13 protein-coding genes and 1 pseudogene are annotated in these 15,334 nt (G+C 57.8%); 11 read left to right on the top strand and 3 right to left on the bottom strand.

Translation table 11 applies throughout. The features are described from left to right. Window positions 1-23: 23 nt before the first annotated feature. Both CLAM6_RS06590 and CLAM6_RS06585 read right to left on the bottom strand, forming a co-directional pair. Window positions 24-1,358, bottom strand: coding sequence for an aspartate aminotransferase family protein (locus CLAM6_RS06590; protein ID WP_153635487.1), 1,335 nt, complete (start codon window positions 1,356-1,358; stop codon window positions 24-26). After that, entirely contained in the window at window positions 1,358-2,416 is a 1,059-nt protein-coding gene (locus tag CLAM6_RS06585) for a phosphotransferase enzyme family protein (protein ID WP_242007761.1), read from the bottom strand. Before CLAM6_RS06585 ends, CLAM6_RS06590 begins: the two co-directional genes overlap by 1 nt. A 291-nt stretch (window positions 2,417-2,707) precedes the next feature. On the opposite strand from CLAM6_RS06585, the gene CLAM6_RS06580 reads away from it, so the two are divergent. Next, window positions 2,708-3,703, top strand: a complete 996-nt coding sequence (locus tag CLAM6_RS06580; protein ID WP_153635485.1) for a helix-turn-helix domain-containing protein — start codon at window positions 2,708-2,710, stop codon at window positions 3,701-3,703. A 174-nt stretch (window positions 3,704-3,877) separates the two neighbouring features. On the opposite strand, the gene gcvA is transcribed toward CLAM6_RS06580, so the two are convergent. Then, a complete protein-coding gene (gene gcvA / locus CLAM6_RS06575; RefSeq protein WP_153635484.1) occupies window positions 3,878-4,819 on the bottom strand; it encodes a transcriptional regulator GcvA in 942 nt (313 codons plus the stop codon). A gap of 203 nt (window positions 4,820-5,022) precedes the next feature. On the opposite strand from gcvA, the gene CLAM6_RS06570 reads away from it, so the two are divergent. The 10 genes and pseudogenes from CLAM6_RS06570 to CLAM6_RS06525 form a co-directional block, all read left to right on the top strand. Further along, window positions 5,023-5,694 (top strand): cupin domain-containing protein, encoded by a 672-nt coding sequence (locus CLAM6_RS06570; protein WP_153635483.1) that lies wholly within the window; start codon window positions 5,023-5,025, stop codon window positions 5,692-5,694. Next, window positions 5,691-6,803 (top strand): flavin monoamine oxidase family protein, encoded by a 1,113-nt coding sequence (locus tag CLAM6_RS06565; protein WP_153635482.1) that lies wholly within the window; start codon window positions 5,691-5,693, stop codon window positions 6,801-6,803. Before CLAM6_RS06570 ends, CLAM6_RS06565 begins: the two co-directional genes overlap by 4 nt. Window positions 6,804-6,906: 103 nt before the next feature. After that, complete coding sequence (locus tag CLAM6_RS06560; RefSeq protein ID WP_153635481.1) at window positions 6,907-7,293, top strand: DUF1360 domain-containing protein; 387 nt, start codon at window positions 6,907-6,909, stop codon at window positions 7,291-7,293. Between the two features lie 204 nt (window positions 7,294-7,497). Then, window positions 7,498-8,088, top strand: a complete 591-nt coding sequence (locus CLAM6_RS06555; protein ID WP_153635480.1) for a carboxymuconolactone decarboxylase family protein — start codon at window positions 7,498-7,500, stop codon at window positions 8,086-8,088. A 672-nt stretch (window positions 8,089-8,760) separates the two neighbouring features. Beyond that, window positions 8,761-9,534 carry a hypothetical protein gene (locus CLAM6_RS06550; RefSeq protein WP_153635479.1) on the top strand — a complete coding sequence of 258 codons (774 nt, stop codon included), beginning with the start codon at window positions 8,761-8,763 and terminating at the stop codon, window positions 9,532-9,534. Next, window positions 9,531-11,096: a DEAD/DEAH box helicase gene (locus CLAM6_RS06545; protein WP_153635478.1), complete on the top strand. Its 1,566-nt coding sequence runs from the start codon at window positions 9,531-9,533 to the stop codon at window positions 11,094-11,096. The genes CLAM6_RS06550 and CLAM6_RS06545 overlap by 4 nt, the downstream gene beginning before the upstream one ends. 334 nt (window positions 11,097-11,430) lie before the next feature. Next, window positions 11,431-12,378, top strand: coding sequence for a site-specific integrase (locus CLAM6_RS06540; RefSeq protein WP_043335828.1), 948 nt, complete (start codon window positions 11,431-11,433; stop codon window positions 12,376-12,378). A 333-nt stretch (window positions 12,379-12,711) separates the two neighbouring features. After that, on the top strand, window positions 12,712-13,722 hold the full coding sequence (locus CLAM6_RS06535) for an IS30 family transposase (protein ID WP_153635464.1): 1,011 nt from the start codon (window positions 12,712-12,714) through the stop codon (window positions 13,720-13,722). Between the two features lie 112 nt (window positions 13,723-13,834). Then, a complete protein-coding gene (locus tag CLAM6_RS06530; RefSeq protein ID WP_153635477.1) occupies window positions 13,835-14,278 on the top strand; it encodes a hypothetical protein in 444 nt (147 codons plus the stop codon). Between the two features lie 42 nt (window positions 14,279-14,320). Beyond that, window positions 14,321-15,304: pseudogene (locus CLAM6_RS06525) on the top strand (IS481 family transposase); the annotation flags it as partial. Window positions 15,305-15,334: the final 30 nt, after the last annotated feature.

Raw genomic sequence — 15,334 nt, 5'->3', positions numbered from 1 at the left:
ATCCATGACGTATTGCGAGTGGGTTACCTGGCAGTCGTTCTCAAGGATTGCTCGAACCTGTCCAGGAAGAGGTCGGCTTCCGAGCGCTCAATGCACAGTGGCGGGCGGATCTTCAAGGTACTGCCGGACTTGCCGGCCCCGCCGATCAACACGCCATTGCGCTTGAGGTCGTTGATCAACGCCGTGGTGCGCTGGGCGTCCGGCGCTCCGTCACGCGTCGGGTCACAGAGATCCAATCCCAGGAACAGCCCGGCGCCTCGTACATCGCTCACCTCCTCGAAACGTGCCTGAATATCTTGGAGCTGTCGCTTGAAGTACTCGCCTTGACGTGTGGCATTGGCCATCAGGTCTTCCTCGTCGATCACGTCCAGCACCGCCGTGCCCGCCGCCACGGCGACCGGTGATCCGCCGAAGGTATTGAAGTAGCCCACATCGGTATTCAGGACCGCCAGCAACTCCTCGCGTGCCGCCAGCCCGGACATCGGGAAGCCGTTGCCCATCGGTTTGCCCATGGTCACCACATCCGGCGTCACGCCGTGGCGCGAGAAGCCCCACATCCCCTGCCCCGTGCGCCCGAAGCCGGGCTGGACCTCATCGGAGATGAACAGGCCGCCCCGGGCCTGCAGGAGTTCGACCGCGGGCTTCAGGAAACCGGCGGGGTCTGCATAGATGCCATCGCTCGAGAAGATGGAGTCGACCAGCAGTGCCGCACATCCATGGCCCCTCGCCTCCAGCTGTTCGATGCCGAACCGCACCTGCTCGGCGAACCAGGCGGCCGGGTCTGCCTGCTCACTCATCCGGGAGATCGGCAGGATATGCACGTGATCCGGCGGCGTTCCCTGCTTGTAGGAGGATGGTGAGACTTCCGTCACGGCGGCCGTGTTGCCGTGATAGGCCGCCTCGGTGACGATGATCCCCTGCCGGCCCGTCCAGCCACGCGCCAGCCTCAGCGCCATGTCGTTGCTTTCACTGCCGGTACACATCATCACCAGTCGATTGAGCGTGCGCGGCAGCGTGTCCAGCAGGCGCTCGGCATAGCGATGGATGCCTTCGTGCAGATAGCGGTTGTGCACGTTGAGGGTCCCCATCTGTTCGGCGACCGCCTGGACCACGCGAGGATGGCAGTGGCCGATGGACGGCACATTGTTGTAGACATCCAGGTAGCGCTTACCTTGATCATCGAACAACCAGACCCGCTCCCCTCGTACGATGTGCAGCGGCTCCTCATAGAAGAGCATGGACGTCGGCCCTACCGTTTCCAGCCGCTTGCGTACCAGTGCGCCGATTCGCGCATCTGCCTTGTCGATGTGCGCCATGCTGAAGGCGTTCTGATCCAGAATCCCGCGTACCTTTTCCATCACGCCATCCTCACCTTGTCATTGATTGCCCGATCTGTACCTGTCCAATCTGTACTCGTCCGATCAACATCCGCCTGATCGTCGTGTTCTTGCATGCCCGGTGTCTGCACGACACCTTGCTGGCCCTCTCGTGACTGGCCCCCTCGTTGCTGAACATAGCGCCGCGCCATGATGGCCGTATCCCGGCTGAAACCATCACTCAGTGTCTTGCCTTCCTTGCTCTCCTGATGCGTGGCCAGCCAGGCACACAGCAGAATGCGACGCAGCATGATGAAGGTATCCAGCATTGCTTCATCTGCCGCAGGGAATTCGGCCACCGAACGATATCCCTTGATCCAGGCGTCTCTGAGCTGCGGGATGCACGAATCCGTCTCGTGGAAGCTGATCGCCGCAGCGAAGTCATAGGCATACCAGCAGAAGCCGCAGTCATCGAAGTCGATGATCGCCATGCTGTCCTGTGACACCAGCAGGTTGGTCAAGCGCAGGTCGGCATGGACCAGACCGAACTGCTGTGGCGCCGTGCCATACAAGGCAATCTCCGACTTGAGATAAGGGATGGCAGCATTGATGGCCTGGGCCTCTTCCACCGTCATGCCCGGCGCATTTCGCCAATCGCCCCACAGCCCACGGGGCGAGATCATGCTTTCCAGGTCCCAACGCTTGCGCACGAAGCCTTCAGGGGGCTGCCAGCGACGACTGTGTTCGTGCAGCGTGGCAGTCATCGCGCCCAGCCGTTCAAACCACTGCGGCAAGTCATCGCCGATATCCGGCTCACTGCCGACCACATGCTCGAAGGCCACAACATACAAGGATCGCCCGCCGGCGGAGATGCTCAACACAGGGCTGCCTGTCGTGGTCATGACCGGGGCCGGCGTATTGATCCGTGCCATCGTGCGCAGGTCTTCGATCCAGGCCAGCTCGGACTCGATCTCCTCCCGGCAGTGATAGTCCGGGCGGTGAACCCGAATGATGATCCTGCGTCCCGCCTCGTCGTCCTCGGCCAGAAAGGTCGCGTTCTCTGACATGGTCAGCAGCGAGATCCGCGAGGTTTCCGCCATGTGCCATTTTTCCAGGCAAGTGACCAACTCGTGTCTTGTTTGATTTATCAGAGTTTCCGTATACATCTCACCACCTCGCTGACATGGGAAGACCGGGGGTCTTGCGGTCTCGGTGTCACACTTCGTCTGCGGTCAGAAGCCAGTGGCCAATCTCACGACCCACGATCTGGCTCACGGCATGACTCTGTGCGCGAAAGTTGCATGACTCAGACTAACGACAGCGTGAGGTGATGCGTTATCAGCATCCGGCAAAGCTGAAAACACCAACAATAACAATGAGTTGATTGATCAATGCACGAAGATGTATCACGAACGGACGACAGTGATGCCACCTGGCAGCACGGGATTTTCGAGCATGCACCAGGCAAGTGCACACGGGAGGCATGGGACGTCAATGAACAGGCGCATAACCTGACCGACTGGTCGCAACACTACGATCAGTACGGTCAGGGCGCCTTCTACGGACGTATCGATGAACTCCATCTGCCGGGAATGCAGGTATTCAAGGAATACACCAGCCAGGCATTGGACCAGCAATGTCATGTCTGGCCGGATTCCCTGTGGATCGGTATTCCCGCCGAGCGACAGCCCTGCCGGATCAATGGCTACGCGCTTGAGAAAGGCGACATCATGTGTCAGCCGGGCGGGCAGGATTTCGCGCTGACCACGCCCGATACCTTCGCGATCCATTGTCTCGTGTTGCGGCGTGACTGGCTGCTCGAGGTCGCGGGGGAGTCGGCACTGACGCTATTGGAAGGGGATCCTCAGCACATGATGCGACTCGGGGTGACGCAAGGGACTCGGCGAGGGGTCACCTTCCTGATGGACCGCCTGATCAAGCGACAGGGGCCGGGATTCGAGGTTCAGGTGCATCAGGGCATTCTGTCACTGGCTGTTGCCGCCATTTTTGAGGAATGGACACCTCTCACCGACCGCTACCCCAGCTATCACCATCGACGGCAGGTAGTGGAGCGCGTACGCGAGCATATGAACCGAGGGGAGCCTGCACCGGTCAGCATCGAGAGCCTCTGTCGTATCGCCCACGTCAGTCAGCGGACACTGCACAATAGCTTCACCAGCATCCTTGGTCTCAGTCCGATGCAGTTCATCCGCTTCAACCGACTCAATCAAGTACGGCGGCGGCTTTGCGATCCCCTGTCAACGAGCACGATCGGTCAGATCGCCAGCGACTGGGGGTTCTATCATCTGGGCCAGTTTGCCCGGGACTATCGCCGTCTGTTCGGTGAGAGTCCCTCGAGTACTCAGGCGCGTTATCGGGCAGGATGAGGTGTGCGATGGCTACCCCGATACTGCTCAAGCTGTAAGCCGAGGGGACCTGCCCACTCGACCACGTCAACTGAACACTCAGCTGACCTCTTCCAGCAACCATTCCCAGAATGCCTGCTCGTTGATGTCATTGGCTAATGACCCGCCAGGTAGACTTGCTTGATCACAGAGCCCTCACGACCCTGACGTCGAGGGTATTCGGCAACTGAGCCCGGCTTCTTCCAGCAACCATTCACGGAATGCCTGTACCTTGGCCACGTGGGTGACCTCGGGTCGATGGATCACGTAATACGCCAGGGAGGAGGCACACATCACTCCATCAAACGGTCTGATCAAACGCCCCGACACAAGATCATCGTGAACCATGACTCCACGCGCCAGCGCAATGCCCTGACCATCGATCGCGGCCTGCAGCACTGCAGCAGAATTGTTGATCTGCAGACCGCGCGATGAATCAGCATCCGTGAGACCGGCTCTCTTGAACCAGCCGTTCCACGAGGGAAAACCGTCATGGCCTTCCATGGACAAGTCATGAATCAGTGTCTCATCCAACAGGGCTGCGGGCGTCTTCAAGCGCTCGGGGTCACGTAGCAGCTGTGGCGAGCAGACGGGGTAGACCTCTTCATGCATCAGCTCCTGTGCCACCACGCCCTTCCACTTGCCCGGCCCGTAGCGTACCCCGATATCCACCCGCTCCCGTGAGAAATCGACCGGCTTGTGGTTGGTATCCAGATGCACATCGATGTCAGGCCACGCCGCCTGAAAACGGTGCAGGCGTGGCAACAGCCATTTGGCGGCAAAGGCAGGACTGACTGTCACCGTCAGCACACTACGCCGAGTGCCATCCTTGAGACGCTCCACCCCGAGAGACAACTTCTCAAATCCGGCGCGGATATCGGGTAGTGCCTGCTCTGCAAGCTCTGTCGGGATAAGGCGTGTCTTGCCGCTGTTGGCACGATGAAACAGCGAATCGCCGAGCCACTCCTCTAGCCCACGCACCAGCTGACCGACAGCGGCAGGCGTGACGTGTAACTCCTCTGCCGCAGCGGCAAAGCTCTTGTGGCGGGCGCTCGCTTCGAAGGCACGCAAGGCATTCAGATGGTTGGGCGATGTCATGGCGATAAAGTTTTTCTTTCCCTACTGCCTAGTTAATCTCGTTTGTTGAATGGGCAATCAGCTTCCAGAATACCCGCAATCACCGATCGTGACACCTTGACGGTATGTGTGCAGTCCTGCTCATGCCCTGACGCTCGGGTGTGATGACCGCCAGACATTGAAAAAGGTTTTCTTCCCCTCTCGCCTACGTGGAGATGCTCTACATGCGCCTCAATGCCGACTTCTCACGACGTGCCAGCATCACACCCGATCACTACCAGTGGGTTCCGTCCCCGGAGGGAGGCGTCGAACGCATGATGCTGGATCGTATCGGGGAGGAAAAGGCAAGGGCCACCAGCCTGGTCCGATATGCACCAGACTCCCACTTTTCAGCGCATGAGCATCCACAAGGCGAAGAGATTCTCGTGCTGTCCGGCACCTTCACGGAAAATGGCTCGCTCCACTTCCCTGCAGGCTGGTACCTGCGCAACCCGCCAGACTCGCGACACACCCCCAGCAGCACCGACGGCTGCGTGATCTTCGTCAAGCTGCGGCAGATGCCGTCCGAGGAGCATGAGGCGGTACGCATCAACACGCGGGACCCGGCCAACTGGCATGAGCAGGATGGCCGCGAGGTCTGCCCACTGTATACCAGTGCCACCGAGCAGGTGAGCCTGCAGCGCATGGCGCCACATGCCGAGCTTCCGCTGATGACAAACACTGGCGGTGCCGAACTTCTCGTGTTGGAGGGCTGCCTGCACCCGGGGCACGAGTCCTGCCCTGCCGGCAGCTGGCTGCGCTTGCCAGCCAGCGAACCGCTGATGCTTTCCGCCGGTACACAGGGGGCGACCTTCTACCTCAAGACAGGGCATCTGGCCATTCAGGAGACGCCATGAGTCAGCACTCATCAAGAGTCATCATCATTGGTGCCGGACTCGCAGGCCTGTATGCGGCCTGGCTGCTGGAACGCCGAGGCATGCGGGACTACCTCGTGCTGGAGGCTCAGTCAGACCCGGGTGGAAGGATCGCGTCCCTGCTGCCAGCAGGCGTCGACACCGGTACGAGTCGGCGCCTGGACCTGGGGCCGACCTGGTTCTGGCCTGAGCATCAGCGCGAGATGGGACAGCTGATACAGACACTGGATCTGGAGTGCTTTGCACAACAAACGGCAGGCGACAGCCTTCTCGAGCGCGCCACGGACAAGAAACCTCTGCGCACCGCTGGCGTCAGGGATTCGCTGACCGCCATGCGTGTGGTGGGAGGAATGGAGGCGCTGATCGAGCGACTGCGTCGCGATATTCCCGCGGACAAGGTATTGACTGGGCAGGTCGTCCGTCATCTCGAGCGCTTGCCAGACGGGATTGCGCTTAGCGCAGAGGATGGCAGCGGACATCGCATGAACCATGAGGTGGAGCAGGTCTTGTTGGCCGTCCCGCCACGTCAGGCTCTCCAGCATATCCAATTCACGCCGGCACTCCCGAGCGCTCTGGCAACACAGTGGCAGCAGACCGCGACCTGGATGGCTCCCCATGCCAAGTATCTCGCGGTCTACGATCGTCCTTTCTGGCGCGAGACCGGCTTGTCCGGTACCGCACGCAGCACGCGTGGCCCGATGGTGGAGATTCACGACGCCAGTCCAATGGAAGGCTTAGGTGCACTCTTCGGATTCGTGGGGGTACCGGCTGGTTACCGACGTCAGATCACGCCGGAGGCATTACGTCAGCACTGCCGCGTACAGCTGGGTCGCCTGTTTGGCCCTCAGGCGGCCAGTCCCCAAAGCGATGTCCTCAAGGACTGGGCTACCTCACCCTTCATCGCGAGCCCGGCAGACCTGGAAGACGTGGCATCCCATGTCTCGGTGCCGCCACCGGAAGCGAATGAGGGTCCCTGGCATCAACACCACTTCGGCATTGCCAGTGAATGGTCGCCGCAATTCCCGGGTCACCTCGCGGGCGCCATCGATGCTGCCACCCAAGGTGTCAACCGGATGCTGACCGCACGCTAGACAGAAGGCTGAGAGATAACCAGACACCCGCACCGACAGACATTGAGCACGACCCATTGACTTCCCCCACTCGTCACTTTGACGAAGACACACAAGGATCCCCATGACTACCGTATTTTCCCCCGAGACGCTGAACGCGCTATGGACCTGCTTCGTGATGGCCCTGGCGGCCAGCAGCATAGCGATCTCGATCACCCAGGGTGAGCTGTTCGCACCGTTGCGTCAGTACGCACAACGCTTTGGCCACATGATCGGCCACCTCTTCCAATGCTTCTTCTGCATCAGCCACTGGGTGGTCTTCGCTGGCATGGTGTTCTATCACCCGACCTTGACGAATAGCGGCTTCGTCCTGGTGGACTGGATCCTGGCCGGTTTCTTCACCTTGACGCTCTCCACCCTGGTGAGTGGCCTGCTGTTCAAGGTGCTGTTGACCGGCATGGCGAAGAAAGTACGCGACAAGGAAGTAAAGGAAATCTTCGCGGCCAAATGAACACCGGGTCATGCCCCTGACCACATCGCACCAACTGACTTGCTCAGCCAGGCAATTCATTTCAGGGCTCACACGTGGCGATGCTCCTACTGCATCGCCCATCCCCGCGTATCGCCACTCCCCATCATCATTGCCCCGCCCTGCGACAGACTCCACCACCACGTGCGTCCCGGGGCATGGCATTTTCTGGACACAGGAAGCCCCATGTCACAGTCAAATTCCTTCCCGCAATCAGGCACCACCCTATCCGCCTCCCCCTCCCTGGCGGCAGGTCTTGAGACAAAACCACGTGTAACTCCCTGGCAAGACGGCGATGCCGTCCCTGCTGACCTGCTGGAAAGCATGCAAGCACGCCGCCCCAACCGAGAGCTGATCGGGATCGATCGCTATCTGCTCAAGAGTGTGCCCCTGGCCACGGGCTGGAATGGGCTGCTGGGCCGTGTTCGCAAGGACTTCGCGCTCAGTCTGGAATATCGCGAGTTGATCATGTGTCGCGTGGCCGTGCTCAATCGGGCCGAGTTTGAATGGCAAGTACACCAACCCGCCTACCTGGAGGCCGGCGGCACACAGGAGAAATGTGACGCGCTGCGTGAGGAAGGCATTTCAACTCGTTTCAATGAAGAAGAACGTGCACTGCTGGCGTTGACGGATCAATCAACCCGCCAAGTGGAAGTCGATGGAGCCATCATCGAGACACTAAAGACCCTGTTCGGTGAACAGCAGACTATCGAAGCCGTCGCCACGGTTGCCGCCTACAACATGGTCTCTCGCTTCCTGGTGGCCTTGGCCATCTGAGGGGGCTGCTGACACATCACGTTCAACAAGCAGTGCTCGTCGTGTGAGGGGGCATCCCCGTAGTGAGAGGTGCTGCTGTCCGGCATGGCGAAGAAAGTACGTGACAAGAAAGTGAAGGAAAACTTCGCGGCCAGATAGCCTCACCCTTTTCAAGGCGCAGACAATGACGCCCCACGACATGCGCGTCGTCGCAGTCTTGAATGTTGTCGCCATAACACTCTCCCCCCCCCGCACTTCTCACGAAATCAAATAACGTTCGATACGAACCGGAAGGTGATATTTACGACCTCTCTTTCATCTGCTAGATTCAGTTTATCGAGGCAAAATCCTCGATCGGGTTTGGCGACTCGAATACCTCTAGGCGCATAAGCGCCCCAGACCATGGTTGGCGCTTTTTTTGTGTCTGCCATGCGTTATGGCGGTCGTGCGTGGGAGACCCTCGGGTCTGCCGGTTTCCTAGAGTGCCGGTTCGCCAACCTGCGTACGGCCGCCCCCATCACTGTTTGGCGACAGCGGGTGCGGCTCCTCAACTCTAGGAGCTTCAACCATGGTCATTCAGACTACGGCATCTCCGCGTAGCCCCGATCTGCCCACCCCCTATGGTGGCTATCCCGACCCCCCTTCCCAAGACTGTCGTGCACGTATCGTTGGCAACTGCAACGAGGTGCTGTCATGACCTCGAATTCTTCTCATACCACACAAACACCCTCATCTACTCCTCTTGCGGCCACTGCTACAGGCAAGGCAATAGCCGAGTCTTCCCAGACGCCTGAGACCTCGTCGTCACACGACTCGTCATCTACCGTCACTTCAAAGAGCCAGCACCGCTCTCCTCCTCACACCTCGAGCATTCCCACATTCCAAGATTCCTCAACTGCAGCAGCTTATCGGCGAGGACAGTTGATCAAACAGCACTTCCAACAGTGGCTGAAAGCCTTGAAGGATAAACCGACTCCTTTCACGAAAGTCAGCTGCCGCAACGAGCTGATGAAACATCCAGAGTTGGCGGGCTATAAACCCATTATTGTCCTGCAGCGTGTCGGAGACCTGATCGATCGCCTGGTCATTGATGGTCAAGCTGTTCAGTCCGACACCATCGGCAAGCGCCGCCGCGTCTATCAACTCATCGATAGCACTTCGGAGCGCTCACCGGATATCCCCTTGCCGAGCAATCGACAGGATCTTGCCACGTCGAAAACCGATAGCACATCGCATCTACCGCTCGATGCAGCACTGCAGGAACAACGTCGAGCCTTGAAAAAATCCATGCGGGCCGCGAGCGCGGAAGCCGAGCACCTCTATCAATTGGCAAAGGACTATCCGGAGGCGAAACCCGACATCGCTCCACTCCAGGAGGATGCAATTCAGCGCGCCTGCGAACTCCAGGGACAACTGGCTGCCGTGCTGGCGCTCTCTGCAAAACGCCATGCTGGAGGTGCCTCATGACGCCGCGTCAGATCAATCGATTACTGCCCTCTCTGACAAGCCCGACACTCAGAGCCTGGCAAGCGCGTTGTATTGAGACAGCGCTTCAACGGCTTTCGGATCAGCAGCCCCATTTCCTGTGCCAGGCCACTCCGGGTGCGGGCAAGATGCTGATGGCAGCCGTACTGGCTGAGGAGCTGATTCTCGACGGGAGCATTGATCACGTCATCTATCTGGGCCCCACCTCCGCCGTGGTAGAGCGTGCGCGTGAAACGTTTTCGCAAATTCTGGGACGCCCCATGCAGGGCCGGCTGGGGGATGTCGGTATCGCGCTGACTTATCAAGCGCTCAGCTTCCGCCTGGAGGACCTCAAGCAACTCTGTCGCCAAGGACGTGTCTTGCTGGTATGGGACGAAAGCCACCATGCCGCCGGCGCGACAGCATGCGCCGCAAAAAACGCCTACACCAGCTCGGCAGCCACCGGCGCCAATCAATGGGGATTGGCACTCTTGGCATTGGAGCGCGATGTTCGCTTTACGCTCGCCTTGTCAGGCACTCCTTGGCGCACTGATGGCAGTTGCCTTCCGATGCTGCGTTATATGGCACCGAGCCATGAAGACGCCTCAGCGTCCGAGCCATCGGCGCCAACCCTGCCATCGGCGGACAGTGACCGCCTCGCGCTGATCCCAGACTTCACTTATCCCCTGCGTGATGCCATCCAGGATGATGTCTGCCGTACTCCCCAGATATACCTGATAGATAATGACGACATACGTCTGGTGGCAGAACAGCAGGCGCAGCGTGAGACACTGTATTACCAAAGCATCCCAGCCCTGTTGCGTCATCCAGGGGTGCATTACGCCGCCTTGCTGCGTCACCCGGGGCCTCAGCAGCATTTGCTGGACGTCAGCTGCCAACGCTTGCGACAGCTTCAGGAGAAAGACCCGACCGCCGCAGGATTGGTGGTGGCATCCAACATTTCCCATGCGGAAGACATCGCTGATTGTCTGAAACAGATGGGACAGACGGTGTGTCTGGTAACCAGCCAGACGGAAGGGGCGCACGCACGACTTGAGGCCTTTCGCTACGGCCATACCTCGTGGATTGTCTCCGTCAACATGGTCAGTGAAGGGATCGACATTCCCCGCTTGCAGGTATGTTGCTACCTCAGCCACGTCAGGACCGAACAGTATTTTCGTCAGGTGCTAGGCCGAATCATACGGCGTCGACATGCACAAGATGATGCGTGCTATTTCTATGCACTCAACGAAAGCACGTTACGGCACTACGCCTACCGGCTGTTTGACGACTTACCCGACGAGCATGCTGCGATCCAACTGGATCCCTTCTCTTCCCCGACAACACCCGCCCCAATCGTCTATCCAGCCACAGATTCGATAGCCTCCAACGACCCTGGCACGAGCGGAGAACTCCCCACGATTGAAATGCATGGCGCGCCACATGCTCAGGCCCCCATGAGTGAGTGTGTGAGCCTATCAGAGGGAATACGAGAGATGACTCTCGATCTGGCAAATGATGTGGCGTTCTCCAACGCCTTCTTGGCGCGCCTGGTATCGCTCTGACCACAGGCAGCGATTCGGCTGCACCGCCTGCACGACCAGGCAGATGATTTCACTTTTCTTCAACCTCATCCCAGAGATAACACTCACATATCATGCACTTGCTAGTGGCATCCCTCCAATAACCCTAAGCATGCGTGACTCTCGACTTTCCATGCCTTCTGAGGCATGCATTTCGGGTTGGCTGATTTACGAAGAGTGATAGCGTGAAATTGGTTGGCCGCCTCACAAGCGCATGTCGGCCATCATTCCAACTTTTCGACATCGATGGAGATCCCTCATGGTGTCCAGACCACCGACAGGCATTCACCCGCCTCAAAGACGAAGACATCAGGCAATGCAAGTGATCCCCTATCAGGGAAACCAGGACTCTCTGCCGGGACTTTGCCTGACGGTCTCGGCACGAAAGCTGATAATGGCAAGCCTTGCACCGAGTACCATCCGAGCCTTCCAAAGCGACATACGGATGTTTCTCAGACGTGGCGGCACCCTCCCCAGCACCGACACGGAGATAGCCAACTATCTCACCCGGTGTTTCGAGGACGGCTATAAACCGAATACGCTCAAGCGGCAGCTGTGCTCGTTACGGCGTTGGCACCTTGTCATGAATTGCCCCACCTTGGGCAATGAGCAAATGATCAAGGGGGTCATGCGCGGCTGTGCACGCCTCAATGAAGTGCCGGTGAAACGTGCACCAGCCTTGATGAGAGACGATCTGCATCAGCTGCTGAATAGCCTGAATTTGAGCGAGTTGCGAGATCTGCGCGACGCCGCCATGTTCTGCCTGACGTTCTATGGAGCATTTCGTTACAGCGAAGTCCTCAACCTTCGTGTCGAGCACCTCACATGGGATACACGAGGCGTGTTGGTCAGGCTCGCCCGCAGCAAGACCAATCAAGAAGGACGACATGAAGTCAAAGCCATTCACCATGCGGATACCTCGCTCCCCTACTGCCCAGTCAATCTCCTGTATCGCTGGCTAGAAGCCGCCCATATCCAGAGAGGTGCGGTATTTCGCAGCGTCTCGCTGGGCGGCAGGCCAGGAGGCTCGAAACTCTCTCGAACTGCATTTCAGAATGCGTTGATCAGAGGGCTTGAGCGGTCAAACCTGGCTTCACGGGGATTCAGCACACATAGCATGCGTGCTGGCCTGATCACTGAAGCTCATCTGCGGGGGAAGAGCCTGGAGCAGATACAACGCGTAACAGGTCACAGGCATCTCAGCACCTTGACGGAGTATATTCGGGTCGCAGACCCCTTCGAAAACAGTGCCAATGACTTTTGATAAACACGAACAGTACATTACCGTTCAATAATCGATGAATTGAGAAAAGCAATCAAACGCAAAGTCATAATAAAAAATCACTACCAATATTGACGCTAAAAAGCCCTAATGCTCGCGAAACGGTCGATTTTGACGGTTAACTGATGCAGTAGATTCTTGCTACTTGAGTTATGCTATTAGTACACATTGATTCAGATTAGACATATCAGGAGGTAGTACTCTCAGAGATATCGTTCTACAGGTCGGGTGTATTACTCGACTGATCATCACTACTCAAAGTTGGCGGTCTCAATGACCAAGTGCAACACGTGACCCATCAGGTACGGTGTTGCCATGAACCACTGCTATCGCCATCTTTCTGCTGAAGACCGAGCCGCCATCATGATGATGAGAGCGACTCACTCGATCCGAGCTATCGCCCATCATCTGGGCCGTGCACCGAGTACCGTGTCGCGAGAAATCGCTCGCCACTCCATTAATGGCTACGATGCCAGCCTCGCAGGCTACCGGGCTCGCCTGACACGCCATCGGCCCCGTCGGCGTCCCAAGCTGCACCCCGACAGGGAGTTGTTTGAAGTCGTGGTCCATCTGCTGCGCAAGTACTGGTCACCGCAACAGATAGCCCGCACACTGAAGCGCATGTCTCCCAACGATTCACGTCGACAGGTCTCGCATGAGGCCATCTACAACGCGCTCTATGTGATGCCCCGCGGCAGTCTCAAAAAGGAACTCATCGCCTGCCTGCGACAAGGCAACGGCAAACGCCGGCCACGAAGTCGTGGCACGGATCGGCGCAACCAGATTCCCGGTCTGGTTAGCATCCACGCGCGACCGCCTGAGGTCGAAGATCGTTTGATGCCTGGCCACTGGGAAGGCGATCTCATCATCGGTGCCAACAATCGCTCTGCCGTCGGTACGCTGGTGGAACGCACCACGCGATTGGTGATTCTGGCGAAAGTGGATGGCACCACCGCCACCGCTGCGGCCGTTGGCTTCAGCGACAAGCTAAACGAGGTGCCGCGATCGCTGCGCTTGTCCATGACCTACGATCAAGGCAGAGAGATGGTGAAACATGCCGAGATCACCCAGAAGACCGGCACGGCGATCTACTTCGCTGACCCGCATAGCCCTTGGCAGCGAGGTTCGAACGAGAACACCAACGGGCTGTTGCGGCAGTATTTGCCAAAGGGCACGGATCTCTCCGTCTACAGCCAAGAAGAGCTCGACGAGATCGCCGACTCACTGAACACACGGCCTCGCCAGACACTGGACTGGCGAACCCCACTGGAAGTCTACGCCGAGGTGCTCAAGAAATCCGTCGGCGGTCCGAGCACCCTTCAATAGCGTTGCGCTTGGAACTTGAGACCGCCGTTACTCGCGTTTGCTGGACATGAACTCGACGAATGATTCTCTCATACGTCTCGGCCCCCCTTTGCCTATCGTTGGAGTCATCAATATGCCAGATGCTACCTATACACCGTCACTAGTGAAAATCAGCGCTGACAAGACGCTTGTCATCTATCAGCGAATACTCGAGGTGGACACCGCCGAGCTTATGAACGAGGAGCATGCTTTTCGACCAACGGTCGCGACAGAGAGCCTGCCCATAGCGCCTGTCCGCTTCCGCAGCAACGTTCAGTCGACTCACACTTCCGAGGAGTTCGTGAATTTTCATGTCATCAAAGCCATCGTATCCACACAGAAAGTGCCCGTCTCACAAAGTGTATTTTGCATCGAGATCGATATCGGCAGACTCAACGAAGATGAAGTCCAGGTGGTGAGATTCTATTACCAGGTGCTACAGCCTCTGCTCGAGCTTGGCTGGGAATGGATCAATATCCACAACCTACATGTAGGGTGCCGGATGATCGGATTTCACAACGAAGCTATCCTTTGTTAGCCTCTCGTGAGCTCATCAAGCAATTGATTCAGGAAAAGCTTCATGGACATCAAGCTGCATAAGCAAGCGACGACGACACCGAAAATCCGTGCCGACATCCAAGCAGCTCCTTCGAGCATGACGAACAAAGATCTCGCTCGTCAGTTCGGGGTCAGCGTCTCAACTATACAGCGCTGGCGCTATCGTGATGATGTCCTGGATCGCTCCCACACACGTCATAACCTACTCGCGACTCTGACCTCAGAACAGGAAGAGATCGTCATTGCCGCTCGTGAACTGCTTCGCTTGGGGCTCGATGATCTACTTGTCGTTGCTCGGGAATTCCTGAACCCCAATCTGTCGCGTTCCGCGCTTCAGCGCATGCTCAAACGACGTGATGTACCGACTCTCGCCAAGCTGGCGCGTCAAGATGCGAAGGAGGACGAGAAGCCCAAGCATCGGCCTTTCAAGGATTATGAGCCCGGGTATGTGCACATTGATATCAAGCACCTGCCCCAAATGCCTGACGAAGATCAGAAGCGTTATCTCTACGTCGCGATTGATCGTGCCACTCGGTGGGTGTATCTGGAGGTCAGATCAAGTCAATCTGCAAAGGACGCCCAGGCGTTCATGAAGCGTGTGGAAGAGGAGGCTCCCTTCACGATTCGAACCGTGCTCACGGACAATGGTAAATCCTTTACCGATCGCTTCACCGTGGGTGGCGAACGTAAGCCCAGTGGAAATCATCTTTTCGATCAGGAATGTCAGAACCATGGTATTGAGCATCGATTGATCAGGCCAGGCAGACCCCAAACGAACGGGATGGTGGAGCGCTTCAATGGGCGTATCAGCGATGTTCTGGCGACTCGGCGTTATGACTCAAGTGAGGATTTAGAACAGACACTCGAGCGTTATTGCTGGCTCTATAACCACCACATTCCTCAGAAGGCACTACACCACAAAGCGCCTATAGCAGCAATGAAGGAGTGGCAGGTCGAACGACCTGAGCTGTTTACGCAAGCTATAGTCAATCAGACGGAACCCGACACCTACATACCACTGGCGATATCAATATTA

The sequence above is a fragment of the Cobetia sp. AM6 genome, from assembly GCF_009617955.1.
Taxonomy (GTDB): domain Bacteria; phylum Pseudomonadota; class Gammaproteobacteria; order Pseudomonadales; family Halomonadaceae; genus Cobetia; species Cobetia amphilecti.
Note: the sequence above shows the minus strand (reverse complement) of the source record. Positions and strands in the feature narration are given on the sequence as shown.